At 71.1% G+C, this 21,836-nt stretch carries 19 protein-coding genes and 1 tRNA gene; 12 read left to right on the top strand and 8 right to left on the bottom strand.

What is annotated here, in order from left to right; translation table 11 throughout:
* Positions 1 to 85 precede the first annotated feature (85 nt).
* A complete protein-coding gene (locus ACMCNO_RS00645) occupies positions 86 to 652 on the top strand; it encodes a hypothetical protein (protein ID WP_412747480.1) in 567 nt (188 codons plus the stop codon).
* Between the two features lie 18 nt (positions 653 to 670).
* Here ACMCNO_RS00645 and ACMCNO_RS00640 read toward each other — a convergent pair whose 3' ends face one another.
* The 4 genes from ACMCNO_RS00640 to ACMCNO_RS00625 all read right to left on the bottom strand — a co-directional run bounded on the left by ACMCNO_RS00640 (position 671) and on the right by ACMCNO_RS00625 (position 3,729).
* Entirely contained in the window at positions 671 to 1,249 is a 579-nt protein-coding gene (locus ACMCNO_RS00640; RefSeq protein WP_412747479.1) for a hypothetical protein, read from the bottom strand.
* A gap of 359 nt (positions 1,250 to 1,608) precedes the next feature.
* Positions 1,609 to 2,412: a WecB/TagA/CpsF family glycosyltransferase gene (locus ACMCNO_RS00635; RefSeq protein WP_412753567.1), complete on the bottom strand. Its 804-nt coding sequence runs from the start codon at positions 2,410 to 2,412 to the stop codon at positions 1,609 to 1,611.
* Positions 2,412 to 3,485: an NAD-dependent epimerase/dehydratase family protein gene (locus ACMCNO_RS00630; RefSeq protein ID WP_412747478.1), complete on the bottom strand. Its 1,074-nt coding sequence runs from the start codon at positions 3,483 to 3,485 to the stop codon at positions 2,412 to 2,414. Before ACMCNO_RS00630 ends, ACMCNO_RS00635 begins: the two co-directional genes overlap by 1 nt.
* 158 nt (positions 3,486 to 3,643) lie before the next feature.
* A tRNA-Leu gene (locus ACMCNO_RS00625) sits at positions 3,644 to 3,729 on the bottom strand.
* A gap of 177 nt (positions 3,730 to 3,906) precedes the next feature.
* Here ACMCNO_RS00625 and ACMCNO_RS00620 point away from each other — a divergent pair.
* The 7 genes from ACMCNO_RS00620 to pknB all read left to right on the top strand — a co-directional run bounded on the left by ACMCNO_RS00620 (position 3,907) and on the right by pknB (position 12,871).
* Complete coding sequence (locus ACMCNO_RS00620; RefSeq protein WP_412747477.1) at positions 3,907 to 4,689, top strand: FhaA domain-containing protein; 783 nt, start codon at positions 3,907 to 3,909, stop codon at positions 4,687 to 4,689.
* Between the two features lie 5 nt (positions 4,690 to 4,694).
* The gene (locus ACMCNO_RS00615) at positions 4,695 to 5,177 is read left to right on the top strand and encodes an FHA domain-containing protein (protein WP_130509811.1); all 483 of its coding nucleotides are present in this window, start codon (positions 4,695 to 4,697) and stop codon (positions 5,175 to 5,177) included.
* Positions 5,174 to 6,661, top strand: coding sequence for a protein phosphatase 2C domain-containing protein (locus ACMCNO_RS00610; protein WP_412747476.1), 1,488 nt, complete (start codon positions 5,174 to 5,176; stop codon positions 6,659 to 6,661). Before ACMCNO_RS00615 ends, ACMCNO_RS00610 begins: the two co-directional genes overlap by 4 nt.
* A 79-nt stretch (positions 6,662 to 6,740) precedes the next feature.
* Positions 6,741 to 8,198, top strand: coding sequence for an FtsW/RodA/SpoVE family cell cycle protein (locus ACMCNO_RS00605; RefSeq protein ID WP_412747475.1), 1,458 nt, complete (start codon positions 6,741 to 6,743; stop codon positions 8,196 to 8,198).
* Complete coding sequence (locus tag ACMCNO_RS00600) at positions 8,195 to 9,706, top strand: penicillin-binding transpeptidase domain-containing protein (RefSeq protein ID WP_412747474.1); 1,512 nt, start codon at positions 8,195 to 8,197, stop codon at positions 9,704 to 9,706. Before ACMCNO_RS00605 ends, ACMCNO_RS00600 begins: the two co-directional genes overlap by 4 nt.
* Position 9,707: 1 nt before the next feature.
* Positions 9,708 to 11,072 carry a protein kinase domain-containing protein gene (locus ACMCNO_RS00595; RefSeq protein WP_412747473.1) on the top strand — a complete coding sequence of 455 codons (1,365 nt, stop codon included), beginning with the start codon at positions 9,708 to 9,710 and terminating at the stop codon, positions 11,070 to 11,072.
* Positions 11,069 to 12,871, top strand: a complete 1,803-nt coding sequence (gene pknB, locus ACMCNO_RS00590) for a Stk1 family PASTA domain-containing Ser/Thr kinase (RefSeq protein WP_412747472.1) — start codon at positions 11,069 to 11,071, stop codon at positions 12,869 to 12,871. Before ACMCNO_RS00595 ends, pknB begins: the two co-directional genes overlap by 4 nt.
* Before the next feature lie 131 nt (positions 12,872 to 13,002).
* On the opposite strand, the gene ACMCNO_RS00585 is transcribed toward pknB, so the two are convergent.
* The 4 genes from ACMCNO_RS00585 to ACMCNO_RS00570 form a co-directional block, all read right to left on the bottom strand.
* Entirely contained in the window at positions 13,003 to 13,650 is a 648-nt protein-coding gene (locus ACMCNO_RS00585) for an aminodeoxychorismate/anthranilate synthase component II (RefSeq protein WP_412747471.1), read from the bottom strand.
* Between the two features lie 4 nt (positions 13,651 to 13,654).
* Positions 13,655 to 13,930, bottom strand: a complete 276-nt coding sequence (locus tag ACMCNO_RS00580) for a hypothetical protein (protein WP_412747470.1) — start codon at positions 13,928 to 13,930, stop codon at positions 13,655 to 13,657.
* Positions 13,931 to 13,932: 2 nt separating this feature from the next.
* Positions 13,933 to 15,627 (bottom strand): class E sortase, encoded by a 1,695-nt coding sequence (locus ACMCNO_RS00575; RefSeq protein WP_412747469.1) that lies wholly within the window; start codon positions 15,625 to 15,627, stop codon positions 13,933 to 13,935.
* 116 nt (positions 15,628 to 15,743) lie between these two features.
* A complete protein-coding gene (locus ACMCNO_RS00570; RefSeq protein WP_412747468.1) occupies positions 15,744 to 16,553 on the bottom strand; it encodes a DUF881 domain-containing protein in 810 nt (269 codons plus the stop codon).
* Positions 16,554 to 16,750: 197 nt separating this feature from the next.
* Between ACMCNO_RS00570 and ACMCNO_RS00565 the strand changes: the two genes are divergently transcribed.
* From ACMCNO_RS00565 to ACMCNO_RS00550, 4 genes are all read left to right on the top strand, one after another.
* A complete protein-coding gene (locus tag ACMCNO_RS00565) occupies positions 16,751 to 17,014 on the top strand; it encodes a cell division protein CrgA (protein WP_412747467.1) in 264 nt (87 codons plus the stop codon).
* A gap of 219 nt (positions 17,015 to 17,233) precedes the next feature.
* Positions 17,234 to 19,399 carry a (Fe-S)-binding protein gene (locus ACMCNO_RS00560; protein ID WP_412747466.1) on the top strand — a complete coding sequence of 722 codons (2,166 nt, stop codon included), beginning with the start codon at positions 17,234 to 17,236 and terminating at the stop codon, positions 19,397 to 19,399.
* Positions 19,400 to 19,458: 59 nt separating this feature from the next.
* Positions 19,459 to 20,802 carry a hemolysin family protein gene (locus ACMCNO_RS00555; protein WP_412747465.1) on the top strand — a complete coding sequence of 448 codons (1,344 nt, stop codon included), beginning with the start codon at positions 19,459 to 19,461 and terminating at the stop codon, positions 20,800 to 20,802.
* Entirely contained in the window at positions 20,795 to 21,820 is a 1,026-nt protein-coding gene (locus ACMCNO_RS00550) for a hemolysin family protein (protein ID WP_412747464.1), read from the top strand. The genes ACMCNO_RS00555 and ACMCNO_RS00550 overlap by 8 nt, the downstream gene beginning before the upstream one ends.
* The last annotated feature ends 16 nt before the right edge of the window (positions 21,821 to 21,836 follow it).

The following is a 21,836-nucleotide window of genomic DNA, read 5'->3' as shown; positions in this document are numbered from 1 at the left end:
AGCGCGGACCGGACCGCGCGGAACCCACTCATTACTGGGGAACGGCGGGGCGGGCGCTACACAGCGAGCGAGGCGGGCGGAACTGATGTCGATTTCCGAGAATCTGAACAATGGCGGCTCCTCGGCGCAGGACCGGTTCAGCGGTGGGGTGAACGCCTACCGGCAGAACCGGCGCGACGCGCTGTCGGCCGAGTCCGCCGATGCGGAGCTGATCGGCCGGAGTCTCCCGCCCAGCCTGCCCTCGGGCCTGCCGACCCGGTCCCCCGGCATGTCGCAGAGCCTCGAACCGACCAGCGCCCTCGACCGTGCGGCCAAGCTGCCGTCGCTGGACCTGCACGGCCTGACCGAGCCGGTCTTCCCGCCGCCGTCCGGCTGGCACGAGCCGAGCCGGACCATCGAGCCGAGCCGGACCATCGAGCCGAGCCGGACCATCGAGCCGAGCAGGCCGATCGAGCCGGGCCGGGCCCTGGAGCCGAGCCGGGTCGGCGCGGCGAACCTGTCGATGGCGGACCACCCGCTGCTGCGCGGCCTGCTGCTGGAGCTGCCGGCACGCGGCACCATGCCGCCGTCGGACTGGCTGGACCGCTGGTTCGAGGCGGCGCGTTCGATCCTCGAGCTGCTCTACGTACAGGAAGCCAAGCGCGGCGGCTGACCGACGCCGTCCGGTTCCTCAGCCGATTCGGGTCGCGCGCCGCCGGATCGGCGCGAGCACCAGCAGGCTGAGGCGGCTGTGCCGCAGAGCGTGGCGGACGCCGACCGCGACCGCCGCCAGCGTGATCGCGGTCCCGGCGAGGTATCCGTTCGGCGCGATCGGCATGTCCATCGCGGCGATGGGCAGGCCGATCAGGGCGGTGATGCCCGTGACCTGCAGCGGAGTGGCGACCAGCGGGTGCGCGGCCGCCGCACGCAGCGCCGGCGGCAGCGGGGCCCGCGGTGCGGTGGTGAACGCGCCCGCGCCGCGGCGCAGGATGATCAACCGGCGCAGCGTGGTGACCAGCACGACCATCGCGGGTACGGCGGGAAGCAACGTCGCCGTGGCAGCCGCGGACGGCCCCGCGACCACGTGCGCCACGACGGGTACGGCGAGGAACGCCGCCGCCCCGGCCAGCACGAACAGGATCAGCGTCCCGGCGCGCCGACGGAGATCGCGGGCCGAGGCGGCGGCCGGCAGGGCGTCGGCCAGCAACCCGGCGGCCAGCCAGATCACGGCGAGGGCGCCCGCGAGGGTGAGGTCCACGGCGGTGTTCACGTAGCCAGACTTCACCCGGCGGGCGCGGCGCGAAACCGGGTTATGTCCGGACCCGCACCCGTAGGGTCGCGCGATCACTCGCCTCGTTCGGCCCGATTCCTACCATTTAGCCGATCCAGCGGTCCGCCCGTTCCAGGCCATGGGGGTCGCGGGCGTGGTGTCGCTCAGTCCATTGGGCGATGTGGACAGTGACCCCTGGTGCCTCGATGAGCCATGTCCTAATGTCGGGTGCCAGCCGCCGGGGTGACCCGGGGGCGCGGACCCGACCTGGGGAGGTCGGCCGGGGTTCCTACGTGATGCGGCGGGGCCCCGGCACCGGGCCCAGGGCACCCCGAGCGGGCGCCCCGGGTCGGGGGCTGTCATACCGCGAAGGTGGGCACCCGCTCCGTCGCGGGCGCCGGCGGGCGGGCCCGCCACAGGCCGGACTTCTGCGCGGCCAGGCGCGCCAGGTACGCCGGGTTGAGCAGCACGTACCGCTTCCACAGCCGCTTGGGCTCGAGGCCGAGCCGCCACAGCCACTCCAGCGCGTACCGCTGCATCCAGGCGGGCGGGTTCTTCAGCAGGCCGGCGTGGTAGTCGAACGCCGCGCCCACGGCCAGCAGCGGCATGTCCAGCAGGGGACGCATCGCGTACGTGAAGACCTCCTGCCGGGGGCAGCCGAGGCCGACCAGCACGACGCGGGCCCCGGACGCCGTGATCCGCTCGGCGATCTCGGCGTCCTCGCCGGGCCGCACCGCGCGGAACTTCGACGCCTCGACCCCCGCGATCTTCAGGTCGGGGAACATGCCTTCCAGCGCGGGGACCAGGCGGTCCAGCGTCGGCTGGGTGGAGCCGTACAGGTAGACCGGCAGGCCCTCGGCGGCGGCGCGCTCCAGCACCTTCAAGGTCAGGGTGGGGCCGTACACGCGGTCGGCGAGCTGGGCGCCGTGCACCAGGTTCAGCGCCCAGCGCACCGGCTGGCCGTCCGGGGTGACCAGGTCGAAGGAGTTGAGCCGGGCGTTGTGGGCGCGGTCCTGCACCCCGGTCATCACGCCATGCACCGCCAGCGCGGTGACCGCGAAGTGGTGGCGCTCCCGGGCGGCCGTGACGATCTGCTCCGTGGCGGCCTCGTAGTCGACCGCGTCGACCAGGACGCCGAGGACGCTGCGCTTGCCCTGGGCGATCACTGCGCGGGCACCCACTTGTCGACGTTCGCCTCGTAGATCTCCCGCAGGATCATCGGCACGTCGTACACCTGCTTCCAGTCCGGGTAGTCGGCCTGGAACGCGGCATTGGAGCCGATCCACCACTTGTGGTCGCCGACGCGGTTCTGCTCCACGTACTCCGTGATCATCTGGTGTCCGCTGATCTTCTCCGCGATCGCGAACGCCTCCAGGTGCGAGCTGTTGGAGAAGCGGCCGCCGCCCAGGTTGTAGACCGCGGCGCTGCGCGGGTTGCGGAAGAACGCCTCGAACGCGGTCAGCACGTCGTGGCTGTGGATCGAGTCGCGGACCATCTTGCCCTGGTATCCGAAGATCTTGTACGTGCGGCGCTCCATGTTGCAGCGCATCACGTAGCCCAGATACCCGTGCAGCTCGGTCGCCGAGTGCGCCGGGCCGGTCAGGGTGCCGCCGCGGAACACCACGGTCTTCATGTCGAAGTACCGGCCGTACTCCTGCACCATGACGTCGGCGGCGACCTTGGAGGCGCCGAAGACCGAGTGCAGGCACTGGTCGATCGACATGTCCTCGGTGATGCCGTCGTAGTACGGGTGGTCCGGTGCCAGCTCCCAGCGGGTCGCCAGCTCCGTGTAGGGCAGCGAGTTGGGCCGGTCGCCGTACACCTTGTTGGTGGAGCAGTGGATCACCGGGGCGTCGATGCAGTGCTCGCGCACGTTCTGCAGGACGTTGAGGGTCCCGACCGCGTTGACGTCGAAGTCGGTGAACGGGTCGCGGACCGCCCAGTCGTGTGACGGCTGCGCCGCGGTGTGGATCACCACCGCGATGTTGCGGCCGTAGTGCGCGAAGATCTTCGCCAGCGCGTCCCGGTCGCGCAGGTCGATCCCCTGATGGGTGTACGCGGTGCCGAGCTCGTCGGCGAGACGGCGCACGTTCCACGCGGTCGACGCCTCGGGTCCGAAGAACTCCTGGCGCATGTCGTTGTCGATGCCGACGACGTCGAGGCCGAGCCCGGCGAAGTGCCGGACCGCCTCGGAGCCGATCAGACCGCCGGAACCGGTTACCAGGGCGACTGCCACGTACGACACTCCGAGTCTGCGGGGACGGGGAAAATCAGGTGCGAGCATAACGCGACGGTGCTCACACCTGGCTTTTCACTCGTTTGGGCCGCGCGGTCGGGCGGCCCGTACTGATCAACGAACAAAGGGCCCCGCGATCATCGCGGAGCCCTTGCTGGTGGTGGGGATGGGGGGAGTTGAACCCCCACGTCCTTTCGGACACACGGACCTGAACCGTGCGCGTCTGCCATTCCGCCACATCCCCGTGGCCTTGTTGCCGATTACTAGGTGCGACAGACTACGCTGTCCCACGTCACACAGCGAGCAGATAACGCCCCGTGACGCCAGGAGAGATTAGCACGGCGTCGCGGGCTGTCATACGAGGGTCAGAAGTGCCGGCTGCACTTGCCGCGAGATGCGCGAGCGGCGGCCGGATACCATCATGTCCTCGGAACCCGAGGAGGAGCCGGTGAGCGTGCTGCAGCGCTTCGAGAAGCGGTTGGAAGGCCTGGTGGAAGGGGCCTTCGCGAAGGTGTTCAAGGGTGTCGTGCACCCGGTGGAGATTCTGAATGCCATGCAGCGGGAGGCCGAGGCACACAAGGCCATCCTCGCGGGTGGCCGCACGCTGGTACCCAACCGGTACGTGATCGACCTCTCGCCGTATGACCACAGCCGTCTGGCGCCGTACGCGGCCGCGCTGGCCCAGGAGCTGGCCCAGTCCCAGGCGGAGTTCATCGGCGAGCAGGCGTGGACCGTGTACGGCGACGTCATCGTCGAGATCGAGCGGGGCGACGGGCTGGACACCGGCATGTTCCGCGTCACCGCGGAGGTCTACACCGGCGGCGAGGTCGCCCCGGTGCAGCAGCCGTCGTACGACGCGGCCCCGGCCTACTCGCCGTACGACCAGCAGCAGGGCGGCTACCAGCAGCACGGGCACAACGGCCGCAGCGTCGGCCTGGTGTCCGGCGACGGCCGGACGTACCCGCTGCAGATGGGCTCGACCGTGATCGGCCGCGGCGACCAGGCGAACCTGCGCCTGCCCGACGTCGGCATCTCGCGCCGGCATGCCCGGCTCGACTACGACGGCAGCCAGGTGGTGCTGACCGACCTCGGCTCGACGAACGGCACGATGGTCAACGGCCAGCGGGTCTCCGCCGTGGCGCTCAACCCCGGCGACATGATCCAGCTCGGCACCACCACGCTGACGTTCCGAGTGGACGGCTAGCCACCTTGCCCGAATTCGTCCTCACCGTCGCCCGCTTCGGATTCCTCATCCTTCTGTGGATCTTCGTGTTCACGGTGGTCGGGGTCATCCGGCGGGATCTCTTTGCCGGGGTCCGCTCCAAGAGCATCGTCGCCAGCCCTCGGGGGGTGGGTGGCGCGGTGCTGCAGGGCCGTCCGGCCAAGGCGAAGCGCGGTAAAGCGGCACGGCAACTCGTCGTGACCGCCGGCCAGTTGGCCGGGACGCGAATCACTCTGGGTGAAGCCCAGATCACGATCGGTCGGGCCGAGGACTCGACCCTGGTCATCACGGACGACTACGCGTCGGCCCGGCACGCTCGGCTGGTGCCGCGGGACGGTCAGTGGTTCGTCGAGGATCTCGGCTCGACGAACGGGACCTATCTCGATCGCGGTAAGGTCTCCGGACCCACTCCCGTCCCCCTTGGCGTGCCGATTCGCATCGGGCGCACTTCTCTTGAGTTACGGCCATGACCCTGACCCTGCGCTACGCCGCCCAGAGCGACCGCGGTCTGATCCGAGACGGAAACCAGGACTCCGTCTACGCCGGACCGCGGCTGCTCGCCGTCGCCGACGGCATGGGCGGCATGGCCGCCGGTGACGTCGCCAGCAATATCGTCATCGCAGCCATGGCCCCGCTGGACGAGGACGTGCCGGGCGACGCGCTCGTCGACGCCCTGCGGCATGCCGTCGGCACGGCCAACCAGCAGCTGCGCGACACCGTCGACGCCAACCCGCACCTGGAGGGCATGGGCACCACGCTGACCGCGGTGCTCTTCTCCGGCAGCAAGTTCGGCATGGTGCACATCGGCGACTCCCGGGCGTACCTGGTGCGCGGCGGCGAATTCGCCCAGATCACCAAGGACGACACGTACGTGCAGATGCTGGTCGACGAGGGGCGGATCAGCCCCGAGGAGGCCAGCAGCCACCCGCAGCGGTCGCTGTTGACCCGCGCCCTCGACGGCCGGGACATCGACCCGGAGTACTCGGTGCGCCAGGTGCTCAAGGGCGACCGGTATCTGATCTGCAGCGACGGGCTCTCCGGGGTCGTCAGCGCGGAGACCATCGCGGAGTCCATGCGCACCATCGCCGACCCGCAGGAGTGCGTGGAGCGGTTGGTGCAGCTGGCCCTGCGCGGCGGCGGCCCCGACAACATCACCGTGGTGGTCGCGGACGCGACCGACGCGGACATCGTCGAGCAGGCTCCGATCGTGGGCGGCGCCGCCGCCCGGGACCGCGGCAACTCCACCCGGGCGGACAGCTCCAGCGCCGCCGCCCGCGCGGCCGCGCTCCAGGGGCCCCGGCCCGCCCAGCCCGAGGGTGCCGCGGAGGACCGCGAGGATCCGGAGCCGCGGCGGCATCCGGTGCGCACCAGCATGCTCATGCTGCTGTTGTTCGCCACCCTGGGCGGCGGGCTCTGGCTGGGCTGGCAGTACACCCAGGACCAGTACTACGTGGGCGCCACGTCCGCCGGTCAGCTCGCCATCTTCCGGGGCGTACCTGGACAGATCGCGGGTCTCGACCTGTCCAGCGTCAACGAGACCAGCGCCGCGCGCCTCGACGACCTCACCACGGTCGCGCAGGATCGCGTCAAGCAGGGCATCCACGCCGACAGCCGCCCCGACGCACGGCGCCGCCTCGCGGAACTGACCAGCGACGTGCCGACCAACCCCAACCTCAAGCCGATCTGCCCACCCAGCGGCTCGCCGTCCGCGACCACGGCACCCACCATCACCGCCCCGGCGGAGTCGGAGCCCACCACGCCGCCGCCGGCGGACCAGACCACGTCACCCGCGGCGGGGAAGACCACCCCGCCGGCGGCCGGGAAGGCTTCGGCTCCCGGTCGGCCCATCGCCGCGTCCACGCCGGCCACCGTGCCCGTGACCACCCCGGACGCTCAGGCTTCCACCTCCGCCCCGCCGGTCGTCGATCCGGTCGGGTGCCGGACGGTCGACTGAGCGCCCGCACACGAAGTCTGGGGACCCCTTCTTGACCGCGCCCGCCGTACCGGCTGCCACACCCGCGACCACGGGTGAGATGTCGCGTATCCCGGGAACGAAGACCCGGCGCAACGCCGAGCTGGGGCTGCTGGCCTTCGCGATGCTCTTGGTGGCGGTGTTCGCGGCCACCGTCGAGGCGAACCAGCTCGGCCACGTCGGCTCCGCGTTCTGGGTGCCGGCCGCACTGCTGGGGCTCCTCTTCTTCGGCCTGCACATGGTGGTGCGGTTCACCGCCCCGTACGCGGATCCGGTTCTGCTGCCGGCGGTGGCGCTGATCAACGGCATCGGCGTGGTGTTCCTGCGCCGCCTCGACCTGGCCAAGGCGATCGCCAACAAGGAGGCCGTGCCGGGGGTGTTCGCCCTCACCGGGGGCCGCCAGCTCGCCTGGACCCTCGGCGCGCTGATGCTGGCGGCGATCCTGCTGCTCGTGATCCGCGACCACAAGGTCGTCTCCCGGTACGCCTACACCCTCGGGCTGGTCGGCATCGTGCTGGTCATGCTGCCCGCGGTGCTGCCCCGCAGCCTCTCCGAGGTCAACGGCGCGAAGCTGTGGATCAAGCTGGGCCCGTTCTCGATCCAGCCCGGTGAGTTCGCCAAGCTTGCCCTGGTCTCCTTCTTCGCCTACTACCTCGTCCGCAAGCGCGAGGTGCTGTCGCTGGCCAGCCGCCGCTTCATGGGCATCGACTTCCCGCGCGGCCGTGACCTCGGCCCGGTCGTCACGGTGTGGCTGCTCTCCCTGCTCGTGCTCGTCTTCGAGAAGGACCTGGGCACCGCCCTGCTGTACTTCGGCCTGTTCGTCGTCACCCTGTACGTGGCGACCGAGCGGGCCAGCTGGCTGATCATCGGCCTGGTGATGTTCTTCGGCGGCGTCTACGTGGCGTACCTGCTGGGCGCGGCGGTCGGCGGCCCGTTCAAGAACTTCTACGACCGCGCCTCCGTCTGGCTCGACCCGTTCAACAGCGCGTTCTACAACCGGCCGGTCGGCGGCAGCTACCAGCTGGTGCAGGGGCTGCTCGGCCTCGGCACGGGCGGGATGTTCGGCTCCGGCCCGGGCGCGGGCTCACCCGGACAGGTGCCCGAGGTGCGTACCGACTTCATCTTCGCCGGTCTCGGCGAGGAGATCGGCCTGTTCGGGCTCTCCGCCCTGCTCGTGGCGTACCTGTTGATCGTGGAGCGGGGGCTGCGCGCGGCGATCGGGGTGCGCGACTCGTTCGGCAAGCTGGTCGCGGGCGGCCTGGCGTTCACCCTCGGCTTGCAGGTCTTCGTCATCGTGGGTGGCATCACCGGACTCATTCCGCTGACCGGCCAGACGACGCCGTTCCTGTCCGCCGGCGGCTCCTCCCTGATGGCGAACTGGTTGCTGATCGCGATGCTGCTGCGGATCTCCGACGCCGCACGGCGGCCCGAGACCGGCGGCCCGGTCGCCCCGGCGGGCGGGCTCAAGCAGCCGCCCGCCCAACTGCACGGCGCCATGACGGAGGTGATCAAGCCGTGAACGCACCACTGCGCAAGGCCGGCGTGGTCATCCTCGTCCTGTTCGGGCTGCTGTTCGTCAACCTCAACTACGTGCAGGCGTACAAGGCGGACGCCTACCGCACGAGCGACTACAACGGCCGGGTCCAGGTCGCCGAGTATCAGCGCCCGCGCGGCGTCATCGAAGCCGACGGCGGCCAGCCGCTGGCGCAGAGCAAGCCGACCGACGACACCCTCAAGTACCTGCGGATCTACCCCAGCAAGCAGGTCGAGGCGTGGGCACCCGTGGTCGGCTACAAGCCGGTCAACGGCGCGGCCACCGGCATCGAGCGCAGCGAGAACGACTTCCTCGCGGGCACCAGCGACACGCTGTTCGCGGACCGGGTCAGCGACATGTTCACCGGGGACAAGACCGGCGGCGGCAACGTGGTGCTGAGCCTCAAGACCAAGGCGCAGGCCGTGGCGTACCGGGAGCTGGTCAACAACCAGCGGGGCGTGGGCAAGGGCGCCGCGATCGCGATCGACCCGCGTACGGGCGCGGTCCAGGCCATGGTGACCATGCCCAGCTACGACCCGAACCCGCTGACCAGCCACGACCGGAAGACCGCGGCGGCGGCGTACGACAAGCTGATCAAGGACAAGGACCAGCCGCTGCTGAACCGCGGCACGGCGGACACGAAACCGCCGGGGTCGACGTTCAAGACGATCATCTCCGCGGCCGCGTTGCAGAACGGCTACGACGTGAACACGGAGATCCCCGCGGGCGCGATCTACCGGCCGCCGGGGACGACGACCCCGATCCGCAACGCCGAGGACGAGGTCTGTCCGGGCGCCCAGGTCACCCTGAAAGAGGCGCTGACGACGAGTTGCAACACCGCGTTCGCGCAGCTCGGCGTCAAGCTCGGCGCGGACACGGTGAAGAGGACCGCGCAGGCGTTCGGCTTCGAGCAGAACGACCTGACCGTCGGCAACCTGCAGGACGGCGGCCTGCCGGTCGTGGCCAGCAAGACCGGCGACATGCAGAACCCGGACGGCAGCACGGACCAGGCCGCCCTGGCGCAGTCCTCGCTCGGCCAGGCGAACGTCCGGATGACCGTGATGCAGGGCGCCCTGATCGCCGCGACCGTGGCCAACGGCGGCCAGCAGATGCGGCCGTACCTGGTGCAGCAGCTGCTCGACGCCGACCGGCGCCCGCTCTACACCGCGAACCCGAAGACCCTGCGCAACCCGGTCGACTCGAACGTGGCGGGCAAGCTCAAGGAGATGATGGTCAGCGTCGTCGAGAACGGCACCGGCAAGCGGGCCAGGATCGACGGCATGGAGGTCGGCGGAAAGACCGGCACGGCGCAGAACGCCGCGGGCGCCGACCCGCACGGGTGGTTCATCGGCTTCGCGTTCAACTCCAAGGGTGAACCGGTCTCCGCGGCCTGCGTCATGCTGGAGAACGTGCCCGGTGGCCACGCCAGCGCCGAGGCCGCGCGGATCACCGGGCTGATCATGAAGGCCGCGGCGGGTCAGGGAGGGGACTGAGATGATCAGCCCTGGCGTGACCCTCGGGGGCCGCTACCGCCTCGACGAGCGCATCGCGGGTGGCGGCATGGGTGACGTGTGGCGTGCCACCGACGAGGTGCTCGGCCGTACCGTCGCGGTGAAGATCCTGCTGCCCGCACTGCTGGAGGAGCCCGGCTTCGCGGAGCGGTTCCGGGGCGAGGCCCGCACCATGGCCACGATCAACCACCCCGGGGTGGTCGACGTGTACGACTACGGCAGCGACCAGCAGCTGGCGTTCCTGGTCATGGAGTACGTCGAGGGCGACGCCCTGTCCCGTACCCTCAGCCGGGTCGGCCGGCTCACCCCCGGCCGCACGATGGCGCTGGTGGCCCAGGCCGCGGACGCGTTGCAGGCCGCACACGCCAACGGCATCGTGCACCGCGACGTGAAGCCCGGCAACCTGCTGGTCCGCCCCAACGGCACCCTGGTGCTCACCGACTTCGGCATCGCCCGCTCCGAGCTGGTCGGCCAGCTCACGGTCGCGGGTTCCGTGCTGGGCACGGCCTCCTACATCTCCCCGGAGCAGGCGTCCGGCGGGGTGGCCACCCCGGCGTCCGATGTGTACGCCCTCGGCGTGGTCGCCTACCAGTGCCTGTCCGGGCACCGGCCGTTCGACGGGACGACGCCGATCGAGATCGCAATGAAGCACGTCCGTGACATTCCGCGGCCGCTGCCCCCGGACATCCCGCCCGCGGTCCGCGCGATCGTCGACCGGGCCCTGGCCAAGGACCCGGCCGCCCGCTGGCCCACCGCCTCGGCCATGGCCGCGGTCGCCCGGCAGGCCGCGTCGTCGCTGACCACCGCGGCCCAGCCGCCCGTGCCCAACGGTTCCGTGCCGGTCAACCGGCCGCAGTCCGGCAGCCCCGCGCAGAACCGCCCGCAGGGCACCGCACCGGTGTCGAACCGCCCGCACTCCGGCGCGCCGTCCTCCGGCCCGCCCGGGCACCCGATGTCGGGCCAGGCCCGGCCGCCGTACCCGCCGGTGCCCCGACCTGTGTCGGGCAGTCAGGCGCGTGGCGCGGCGTCCGTGCCGCAGTCCGCCCAGTTCGGCCAGCCGTTCGTGCCGTCGGCGCCGCAGCCGCCCGTGCAGCAGCAGCCGGCCCCGCAGAGTTCGGGCAGCCGACAGGTGCTCATCGTGCTTGCCGTGGTGCTGTTCCTGCTGGTCCTGCTCTGCGCCGGAGTCATCTCCTTCCTCCTCAAGCAGGGCAATACGAACTCCCTTGGTGTTGCCCGGACCACGGTCGTGGTGGCTGCTGAACCGGCGGCGGGGTCGTACCGTGCTATTCAGCAGGTTGGCGGAGCGCGCAGCCTGGACCCCGCAAGCGAAGGACGGCAGACGCTATGACGGCGCAGGCCCGCCTGCTCGGTGGCAGGTACCAGGTCGGCGAGCTGCTCGGATACGGCGGCATGGCCGAGGTCCACCGTGGCCGCGACCTCCGGCTGGGCCGGGACGTGGCGATCAAGATGCTGCGTACGGACCTGGCCCGCGACGCCACGTTCCAGGAGCGCTTCCGCCGGGAGGCGCAGAACGCGGCCGCCCTCAACCACCCCGCGATCGTCGCCGTCTACGACACCGGCGAGGAGGTCTCCTCGACCGGGGAGAAGCTGCCGTTCATCGTCATGGAGTACGTGAACGGCCGCACCCTCAAGGAGGTGCTGGCCGCCGAGCAGCGGATCCAGCCGCGTCGTGCCCTGGAGATGATCGCGGACATCTGCGCCGCGCTGGAGTTCAGCCACCGGCACGGCATCATTCACCGCGACATCAAGCCCGGCAACGTGATGCTGACCCAGAACGGCCAGGTCAAGGTCATGGACTTCGGCATCGCCCGGGCCCTGGCCAGCGGTGCCACCACCATGACCCAGACCAGCGCGGTCATCGGTACGGCCCAGTACCTCTCCCCGGAGCAGGCCCGCGGCGAGTCGGTCGACGCCCGCTCCGATGTGTACGCCGCCGGTTGTGTGCTGTTCGAGCTGGTGGTCGGGCACCCCCCGTTCACCGGGGACAGCCCGGTCAGCGTCGCGTATCAGCATGTCCGGGAGGACCCGCGCCCACCGAGCCAGGTCAACCGCGAGGTGCCGCCGGACGTCGACGCGATCGTGCTCAAGGCGCTGGCGAAGAACCCGCTCAACCGCTACCAGAGTGCGCAGGAGATGCGCGCGGACGCGCTGCGCGCGGTCGCGGGCCGTCCCGTGATGGCCACCCCGGTGATGTCCGAGGCCGAGACCATGGCGCTGGGCGGGCCGATGTACCAGCAGTCCGGCCAGACCACGATGACCCGGCCGATCCCGGGTGCGATGCCGCCGCGGCCGCCGCAGCGGCGCAGTTCCTCGTTCGTCGTGGCGATCCTGTCCGCCCTGGCCGTGCTCGCCATCGTGGCGGCCGGGGTCGGCATCTGGCTCAACAACAGGGACAACACCGGCCAGCCGCAGGAACCGGTCAAGGTCGCCATGCCCAAGCTGGTCGGCCTGACGCCCGCGGTGGCCAAGGATCTCCTTGGGGCGAGGGGCCTCACCGGCATCACCGAGGGTGAACCGGACACCAGCGACGACTGCACGCAGGGCAAGATCACCAAACAGGACCCGCTGGCGAATCAGCTGGTCGAGAAGACCGTGACCGGAACGTACGTCGTGTGCACCGGGCCGGAAGTCGTGCTGGTGCCCGACGACCTCGTGGGTTCGACCCAGGACTCGGCGCAGAAGGCCCTGATCAAGGCGCACCTGGATCCGGTGTTCGTGAGCGTGAACAGCGGCCAACCGCCGAACACGGTGATCTCCGTGGAGAAGGCCGGATCGCACGTCAAGCCCGGCACGAAGATCACGGTGCAGATCTCCAAGGGCAATGTTGTGGAGGTTCCGCCGCTCAAGGGGAAGACCGAGGCGGAGGCGCGGGCCGCGCTCGACGCGGTCGGGCTGAGCGCTTCTGTGGAGGATGGCCCCCCGTCGGACACGCCCGGCCTCGTCGTCGACCAGAACCCGAAGGCGGGCCGCAAGCTCGCCAAGGGCGGCACGGTCAGAATCTTCGTGAGCGTGCCGCAGGTCTCGACGCCACCGAGCAGCTCCGCCCCGCCGACTCCGGGCGACACCACCGATCCCGGGGGCGGCGGCGGGGACGGCGACCCGCTCGGCGGGCTGCCTCAGCCATAACGTTGTCGGGGGCGTGGCGCCTCGGCCGTGACGCGGCCCAGGCGTGACGCGGCCCAGGCGTTACGCGGCCGACGCGGCCACAAGTCATGACGCGGCGACGCGGCCCAGCCGAGCGTGTGGCCCGGAAACCCTCAGGCGGCGAAGGCCGCCCGGCGGCGGGCCTCCACGTCGGCGGCCAGTTCGGGTGCCCGGTCCCGGGCCTGGGGCAGGCCGCAGGCGGCCAGCCAGTTGGCCAGCATGGTGTGTCCGCCTTCGGTGAGCACGGACTCGGGATGGAACTGCACGCCCTCGATCGGTAGCTCCCGGTGCCGCATCGCCATGACCACGCCGGACTCCGTCCAGCCGGTCACCTCGATCTCGGCGGGCAGGGTCTCGGGCAGCACCACCAGCGAGTGGTACCGCGTCGCGGTGAACGGGTCGGGCAGCCCGGCCAGCACGCCCGCACCCTTGTGCCGGACCGCCGAGGTCTTGCCGTGCAGCAGTTCCGGCGCGCGGGTCACCGTGGCGCCGTACGCGGCCCCGATCGCCTGATGACCGAGGCAGACCCCGAACAGTGGCAGCTTGCCTCCGTACGCCGCGATGACGTCCATGGTGATGCCCGCGCGTTCCGGCGTGCCCGGGCCCGGAGACAGCAGGATCCCCGCCGCGCCGAACCGGCCGACCTCGGCCACGCTGATCTCGTCGTTGCGCCGGACCTCGCACTCCGCGCCCAGTTGTCCCAGGTACTGCACGATGTTGAAGACGAACGAGTCGTAGTTGTCGATCACGAGGATGCGCACGGCGTCACCTGTTGCTCGGGCTCGGTGCTGGCTCGTTCGAGTGGGTGCTGTACGGGATGTCGTCCGGGCCCAGCCCCGGATCGTCCGCGCCGGGCACCGCGTTCGGGTCCTGTTGCGTCTGCTCGGTGCCGACCTGCACGTCGTCGAACGGCAGCAGCGGGGTCGCCCACGGGAAGACCACGTACCACAGCAGCGTGCCGACGGCCGCGGTCAGCACGATCGAGCCGGTGAGCTTGCCCCAGAGGCCCCCGGGGAGCTTGCGCCAAATCCAGCCGTACACGGCTATTCCGCCTTGATCTCGGCCGGCTTGCCGGCGTCCGCCACACCGGGATCGCGCTTGGACGAGGAGACCAACTCCGCGTGCACGATCAGTCGCTCATAGTTGTTGAACTTCGGGTTGCAGGTGGTCAGCGTCAGCAGTGCCTTGGTGGGTTTCACCCCGGGCTTGTCCGGCACCGGCGCCACCACCTCGACCGCCGACGGCTTGACGATCTCCTGGTTGGTGACCCGGTAGACGAACCAGTCGGTGCGGGTCTCGACGCCGACGACGTCGCCCTTCTTCAGCTCGTCCAGCCGCCAGAAGATCTTGCGGATGCGGTGGCCCGCGACGGAGAAGTTGCCGACCTTGCCGGGCAGGGCCGTCTCCGGGTAATGCCCGGGCGCATACCGGATGTCCTGCGGGCGGACGCCGTTGACGACCACCCACTCCTTGTCCAGCTTGGGGATGTAGAGGCGTCCGATCAGGTTCTTGCCGGGGGCGGCCGGGGCGTTCTTGGCCGGGCCGGTGCTGGGCGCCACGGTCGGGTCGGCCCACTGCTGGTCCAGCTCGTTGCCGAGGGAACTCTGCTCGGCGTCCACCTCGGCCGAGTTGCCGAACACCTCGTACCCGGCGAAGAGCAGCACGACGACCCCGAAGGTGATCATCAGCTCGCCGGAGACGCGGATGGCCGAACGGATCCGCGAGCCGAACGTGGGCCGGGTCAGCTCCGAGTAGACGCTCTTGTACCCGTCCTGGGTCTGCTCCGGGTGGAGCTTGACCACCTTCTCGCCGCGGCGCGGCCTGCCGTCGTCCGGGTCCGCCGCGGCGTCGGGCGGCTCGGCGGCCACCGCGGCGGCTGCGGCCGCCACGGACGCCGCGCCGACCGCGACGTCAGCCCCGCCATCGGGCTTGGCCGCCTGCGGCGCAGCGGCCGGTGCCGGGGCGGGGCCGGGGTTCGCGGCAGGGGTCACCGAGGGCAGTAGGCCGGTCGGTGCGTCGACGGTACGCAGGACCGCCGTCGCCGTCGGATCCGCCTCGCGTGGCGCCGGGTTGAGCCCCGGTGGGGTCCCGAGCCGCAGGCCCGCCGGTGGTTGTGGCGCGCCGGTGGGGTAGCGGCGCGGCTGACCGTCGAGGGGTGACACCGGGGTGGCTGACCCGGGCGGCGCGGCGCCGCCCACGGCCTGCGGCGGCGTCGCCTCCCCGGACCGGTAGGTGCCACCCTGGGCGCCGACCTGCGCCCGCCCGCGCCGCGCTGGTCCCGACGGCGGCGGTGCGCCATGTGGTGACGCGGCGTGCGGGGCTGCGGCGTGCGGGCCCGCGGCGTGCGGGGCTGCGGCGTGCGGGCCCGCGGCGTGCGGGGCTGCGATGTGCGGGGGCGGGGGCGGGGTGCGCGGGGCCGCCGGGTGCGGCGGGGGGTTGTGCAGCGACGCGGCATGCGGCGGGGCGCCGTATGCCGAGGCGGCCTGGGGTGGCGTGGCCCCCGGGCGCGCGGCGTGCGGCGGCGGGCCGGGGGTCGGCTGGCCCGTTGCGGGCGGCGGAGGCACGGAGGCCGCGCCGACCACCGGGTAGGCGCTACGCATGCCGGGGACGCCGCCGCGTACCCGCGGCTGCTCCCACCCCTGGCGGGACGCGGGAGGCTCGGGGGCCACCTGGTTGTCCGGACCCGGGGAGGTCGTGCCGCCGAGCCCGAGCGGGGGGTCGAGCGGTCCGCCCGGCACCCCACCCGGAGCGGCATCCGAAACGCGCGGAATGTAGGCAGTGTGCGCATCACCGTCGGGAGCGCGGTGTCGACCGGAGCCGGGGGCACCCTCCGGGTACTCCTCCGGCGGGAGCATCACTCGGCCACCCGCGCGGATCGGAGGTCACTCGATCCGTCGTACGCCCGCACTGTCACGTTCCCTTCGACGGTTTCCTGATAGCCGAGGCCGAAGTCGGCGACTGCATCGCGGAACTGTTGGACACCTTCCGCCGATTCCAACGCCTGATGCAGTGCTGTGGGTTCGCCGATCGCAGTGATCTTGAACGGTGGTGAGAACACCTGGCCATGGAGCAGCAGGGTGTTGCCGACACAGCGTACCGCGCTCGTGGAGATCACGCGGACATCCATGATCGACATTGCCTCGGCCCCGCCGGCCCACAGCGCGTTGACGACCGCCTGGACATCTCCCTGGTGAACCACGAGATCGTCGTTGCCCGGAGCGTCCGGGCCCGTGCCCGCGTCGCGCCGGGGGGAGTCGTTGAGCACCACCGTGAGGCCGGGGCCACGGACCGTGGTGAAGCCCGCCGCGGCGCGCTGGGAATCGGCCAGCTGCCGGGCGTGCTTGACCGGCTGATCCACCACGGCGAGCTGGCTGGCGGACTGGTCGACCTCCGCGCGCAGGGTCGCGGCCTGCCGCTCCCGCCCCGCCAGCCGTTCCCGCTTGTCCGCGATGAGCTGGGCCAGCTGCGGGCGCCGGTCGTCGCGCAGCGCGGTGCCGTCCGCCGTCCGCGCGGACGTGGTGAAGAGCAGTCCGGCCGCGAGCGCGATCAGGGGTACGCCGACGGACCACCCGCGCTGCCGTTGCCCGACCCGCCGGGGACGCAGGCCGCGAATCGCCCGGCGCAGGACGAGTCGCCACGAGGGGGTGCCCGTGGTGTACTCCACGTCGGTGTCCTCCTCCAGATCGCCGATTGACCGGTTCGTCCGTGGCCGCCGGACATCTTTGTGCCCGGCCGGTGCCTGCACCCGCGCCGACTTGACTACGCTAACTGCCGAACACTATTCGCCACGGGCAGCATTCGGGGTCCCCGGAGCCGCTCAGCGGTGGGTCGTTCGCCACTTGTTGCCCTCAGGAGAACACCGTGCCGAAGTCACAGGTTCGCAAGAAGAAGGTTTACACCCCGCCGACGGACATCCGCCCGTCGACGACGGCGCAGTCCAAGAAGCCGAGTCCGGTGTGGGTGCCGGCCAGCGCGGTCGCCCTCATCGTCATCGGTATCAGCTGGCTGGTGGTCTACTACCTGTCCGAGCAGCAGTACCCGGTCGAGGCGTGGCGTTACTGGAACCTGGCCATCGGTTTCGGCTGCATGGTGGCCTCCCTCGGCATCCTGTCCCGCTGGCGCTGACCGTCCCGCTGGCGCCGACTCGGGGACCCAGGCGATAGCGTCAGCCCACCCGATCTGATCGACTGCGCACCCCGGCATCCGCTCGGGGTGCGCTTTCGCACTGCGGGCCGGCGTGGCGGGCGGGTTGAGGGATTGCGGCACACGCCACGGTGCAAAAGCATTACTCGTGGGTAACATGGGGCGGCTCCCGCAAGCCGCACCGAGAAGGGCGCAACGCAGATGCACGCTGTCCAGATCGTCGCCACCGTCCTGGCGGCCGCCATCACGGTGGTCGCCGTAGCCCTGGCGGTGCGCGCGGTGCTGAAGATGACCTCCGTCATCCGCCTCGGCCAGCCGGACCCGGGTCGCTTCGAGAACAAGGGCACCCGCACGGTGACCATGCTCAAGGAGACCGCCGGGCACACCCGGATGTTCAAGTGGGGCGTGGTCGGTGCGGCCCACTGGTTCGTGATGGTGGCGTTCATCGTCCTGTCGCTGCTGGTGATCGAGGCGTACTTCGAGGTGGTCGACCCCGATCTCGGGCTGCCGCTGATCGGCGACCTCGCGGTGTTCGGCCTGCTCACCGAGATCATCGGGGTGCTGGGCGCCGTCGGCATCGCCGTACTGATCGCGATCCGGCTGCGCAACCGGCCGGGCCGCGGCCGTGGCCTGTCCCGGTTCACCGGCTCGACCATGTGGCAGGGCTACTTCGTCGAGTGGATCATCGTCGCGGTCCTGATCTGCGGCTTCCTCATCCGCGGCTTCAAGGCGGCCACGGGCCACCTGGAGTTCCCCGTCTGGGCCGCCCCGGTCAGCCACGCCATCGGCGAGGTCCTGCCGGCCTGGGAGGCCGGGGCCACGATCGTCGCGCTGATCAAGATCTGCATCTCGATGACCTGGCTCATCGTCATCTCGCTGAACGTCACGATGGGTGTCGCCTGGCACCGCTTCCTGGCGTTCTTCAACATCTTCTTCAAGCGCTCGCCGGACAAGCCCGCCGGCTCGGGCCTGGGCGCACTCAAGCCGATGACCAGCGCGGGCAAGCCGCTGGACTTCGAGGAGGCGGACCCGGAGAAGGACCAGTTCGGCGTCGCGCACGTCGAGCAGTTCACCTGGAAGGGCCTGCTCGACTTCTCCACCTGCACCGAGTGCGGCCGCTGCCAGTCGCAGTGCCCGGCCTGGAACACCGGCAAGCCGCTGTCGCCGAAGTTGCTCGTGCTCTCGCTGCGCGAGCACGCGTACGCCAAGGCGCCGTACCTGCTGGCGGGTGGCGGCAAGGACCTGACCGGCGAGGAGAAGGCGACCGAGGACCAGCTCAAGGGCGTCGACGTGCTGGCGCTGGCCGAGGCGGAGCGGCCGCTGATCGGCGGCGCCGACGAGCAGGGCATCATCGACCCGGACGTCCTGTGGTCCTGCACCACCTGCGGTGCCTGCGTGGAGCAGTGCCCGGTGGACATCGAGCACGTCGACCACATCGTCGACATGCGCCGCTACCAGGTGCTCATCGAGTCGAGCTTCCCGGCCGAGGCCGGCGTCATGCTGCGCAACCTGGAGAACAAGGGCAACCCGTGGGGCGCGCCGCAGAACACCCGCGAGGACTGGACCAAGGGCCTGGACTTCGAGGTGCCCCGGGTCGGCGAGGTGGAGGACTTCGAGTACCTGTTCTGGGTCGGCTGCGCGGGCGCGTTCGAGGACCGGGCCAAGAAGACCACCCGGGCGGTGGCGACCCTGCTGCACGAGGCCGGGGTCAACTACGCGATCCTCGGCGAGGGCGAGACCTGCACCGGCGACCCCGCCCGGCGCATCGGCAACGAGTTCGTCTTCCAGATGCTCGCCCAGCAGAACGTGGAGACCCTGAACGAGGCGTTCGGCGACCGGCCGACGAAGAAGATCGTCGCCACCTGCCCGCACTGCTTCAACACCCTCGGCAACGAGTACGAGCAGGTCGGCGGCAAGTTCGAGGTCGTGCACCACACGCAGCTGCTGGCCCACCTGGTCGCCGAGGGCAAGCTCACCCCGGTCCAGCCGGTCGACGGCGGGGTCACCTACCACGACCCGTGCTACCTGGGGCGGCACAACCGGGTCTTCGAGGCGCCGCGCGAGGTGCTGGGCACCGCCATCGAGGGCGGGCTCAAGGAGATGCCGCGCAACTCCGAGCGTTCCTTCTGCTGCGGCGCCGGCGGCGCCCGCATGTACATGGAGGAGAAGATCGGCAAGCGCATCAACGTGGAGCGCAGCGAGGAGGCCCTGGCCACCGGCGCGAAGACGATCGCGGTGGGCTGCCCGTTCTGCTACACGATGATCAGCGACGGGGTGACCGGCAAGGGCGAACAGGACAACGTCGAGGTCGTCGACGTCGCCTCGGTGCTGCTGCGTTCCATCAAGGGCGACGCATCACCGGCATAGGTCTTCACGGTCCGTGGCCGCGGTCCGGCACAATGAGTGCCGAGGTGAGATAACCGATCATGGACGGCCTGTTCCTGACCGCGGCGCTCCCGTTGGTGGCCTTCGCGCTGCTCACGGTGGGCAATGCGTTCTTCGTGGCGGCCGAATTCGGGCTCGTCACGGTCGACCGCGTCGAGATCGACCAACGCGCGAAGGCGGGTGACCGCCGGGCCCGTACCGTCCAGCAGGCGCTGCGGGAGCTGTCCTTCCAGCTCTCCGGCGCCCAGCTCGGCATCACGATCACCGCGCTGCTCACCGGCTACCTGGCCGAGCCCGCCCTGTCCAAGCTGTTCGTCCCGCTGGTCGAGCCGCTGGCGCGCGGCGCCACGGACACGGTCTCGCACGTCCTGGCGCTGGTCGTGGCGACGCTGCTGTCCATGCTGTTCGGCGAGCTCGTACCGAAGAATGCCGCCCTGGCCCGGCCCATGCGGGTCGCCCTCGCCACCGCCCGCCCGCTGCGCCGCTTCTCCCGGCTGCTCACCTGGGTGATCGCCGCGCTCAACGGCTCCGCGAACTGGCTGGTCCGGCGGCTGGGCATCGAGCCACAGGAGGAGCTGGCCAGCGCCCGCTCGCCGGAGGAACTGGGCCTGCTGGCCGCGATCAGCGCCCGCGCCGGGGCGCTGCCGACCGAGACCGCGACGCTGCTGCGGCGCACCATCCGCTTCGGCGAGAAGCGGGCCGCGAAGGCGATGACCCCGCGCGTGGACGTGGTCGCGCTCAAGACCACCGCCAGCGTCGCCGACCTCATCACGCTGGCCCGGGAGACCGGCCACACCCGCTTTCCCGTGTACGAGAACACCCTGGACATCGTCATGGGGGTGGCCGGGGTGCCGGACGCCCTCGGTGTGCCGCCGGAGCGCCGCGCCGCCACCGCGGTCTCCACGGTGGCCCGCGAGCCGGTGTACGTGCCGGAGAGCCTCGACCTGGACAAGGTGCTGGCCGCCCTGCGCGCCGCCGACGCCGACCTGGCCATCGTGGTCGACGAGTACGGCGGCACGGACGGCGTGGTCACGATCGAGGACCTCGTCGAGGAACTGGTCGGCAACATCGCCGACGAGTACGACACCGATGAGGACGGCTTCGCCGAGACCGGCAGCGCCGAGCTGACCGCCCCGGGCGGGGAGCGCACATTCCTGGTCGACGGGCTGCTGCGCGAGGACGAGGTGGCCGAGCAGACCGGCTTCGCGCTGCCCGAGGGCCCGTACGAGACGCTGGCCGGGTTCCTGCTGTCGCAGCTCGGGCACATCCCGGTGCCGGGGGAGTCGCTGGTCTACCAAGGCTGGGAGTTCACCGTCATGGAGGTCGACCGCCACCGCATCGAGCAGGTCCGCGTGGTCGCCCCGCCGGAGCCCGACGATGAGTGAGCTGCTCATCGCCGCCCTCCTGCTGCTGGGGAATGCGACGTTCGTCGGCGGGGAGTTCGCGCTGATCGCCTCGCGGCGTACCGCGCTGGAGCCGTTGGCGGCCACCAGCAAGCGGGCCCGCTGGGCCCTGTCCGCGATGAACCAGATCCCGCTCATGATCGCCGGGGCGCAGCTCGGCATCACGATCTGCTCGCTGGGTCTGGGCGCGATCGCCGAACCGGCGCTGGCGCACCTGCTGGAGGCCCCGTTCCATGCGCTCGGCCTGCCCGAGAGGGCGGTGCACCCGGTGGCGTTCGTCATCGCCCTGGCCATCGTGGTGTTCCTGCACACCGTGGTCGGCGAGATGGTGCCGAAGAACATCACGCTGGCCGGGCCGGAGCGTTCCGCGCTGTGGCTGGGCCCGTACATGCTGGCCTTCTGCGTGGCCACCAAGCCGGTGCTGACCGCGATGCGGTGGGCCGCGCGGGCCGTGCTGGCACTGTGGAAGATCGAGGCGACCGACGCGGTGAAGACGGTCTTCACCGCCGAAGAGCTGGCCGGCATGGTCACCCAGGCGCGCAGCGAGGGCCTGCTCGGCTCCGAGCAGTACGCCCGCATCCACGCCGCACTGGGGCTGGCCGACCGCACCGCCGGGGACGCGCTGCGGGCCTGGGCGAAGACCATCACGGTGCCGGACGACGTCACCCCCGCCACGCTCGAGGCACTGGCCACCCAGAGCGGCCGGTCCCGGTTCCCGGTGGTGCAGCGCGGCACCCGGCGGGTGCTGGGCTTCGTACACATCAAGGACCTGCTGGGCGACGACGCGGCGCAGCGGCACGAGCCCGTCCCGGCGACGATCGTCCGCCCGCTGGCGGTGGTGCCGCCAGAGCGTTCCCTGGCCGACCTGCTGCTGGCGATGCGCCGCGACCGTCTGCACATCCTGCTGGTCAGCGACGGCCGCGTGCCGCTGGGCGTGATCACACTGGATGACGTCCTGCACGCCGTGGTCGGAGAACCCGCCGTTCGGCCGACCGCGTAGGGGTAGTTCGCCGCTT

Origin of the sequence: Krasilnikovia sp. M28-CT-15 (assembly GCF_047159595.1) — a bacterium.
Classification (GTDB): domain Bacteria; phylum Actinomycetota; class Actinomycetes; order Mycobacteriales; family Micromonosporaceae; genus Actinoplanes.
This window is presented reverse-complemented; position numbering and strand designations above follow the sequence as displayed.

Bases quoted from the DNA above. Each gene is read 5' to 3' on its own strand.
- ACMCNO_RS00645 (WP_412747480.1), top strand. From the start codon at position 86: ATGTCGATTTCCGAGAATCTGAACAATGGCGGCTCCTCGGCGCAGGAC.
- ACMCNO_RS00620 (WP_412747477.1), top strand. From the start codon at position 3,907: ATGTCCTCGGAACCCGAGGAGGAGCCGGTGAGCGTGCTGCAGCGCTTC.
- ACMCNO_RS00610 (WP_412747476.1), top strand. From the start codon at position 5,174: ATGACCCTGACCCTGCGCTACGCCGCCCAGAGCGACCGCGGTCTGATC.
- ACMCNO_RS00605 (WP_412747475.1), top strand. From the start codon at position 6,741: ATGTCGCGTATCCCGGGAACGAAGACCCGGCGCAACGCCGAGCTGGGG.
- ACMCNO_RS00595 (WP_412747473.1), top strand. From the start codon at position 9,708: ATGATCAGCCCTGGCGTGACCCTCGGGGGCCGCTACCGCCTCGACGAG.
- pknB (WP_412747472.1), top strand. From the start codon at position 11,069: ATGACGGCGCAGGCCCGCCTGCTCGGTGGCAGGTACCAGGTCGGCGAG.
- ACMCNO_RS00560 (WP_412747466.1), top strand. From the start codon at position 17,234: ATGCACGCTGTCCAGATCGTCGCCACCGTCCTGGCGGCCGCCATCACG.
- ACMCNO_RS00555 (WP_412747465.1), top strand. From the start codon at position 19,459: ATGGACGGCCTGTTCCTGACCGCGGCGCTCCCGTTGGTGGCCTTCGCG.
- ACMCNO_RS00550 (WP_412747464.1), top strand. From the start codon at position 20,795: ATGAGTGAGCTGCTCATCGCCGCCCTCCTGCTGCTGGGGAATGCGACG.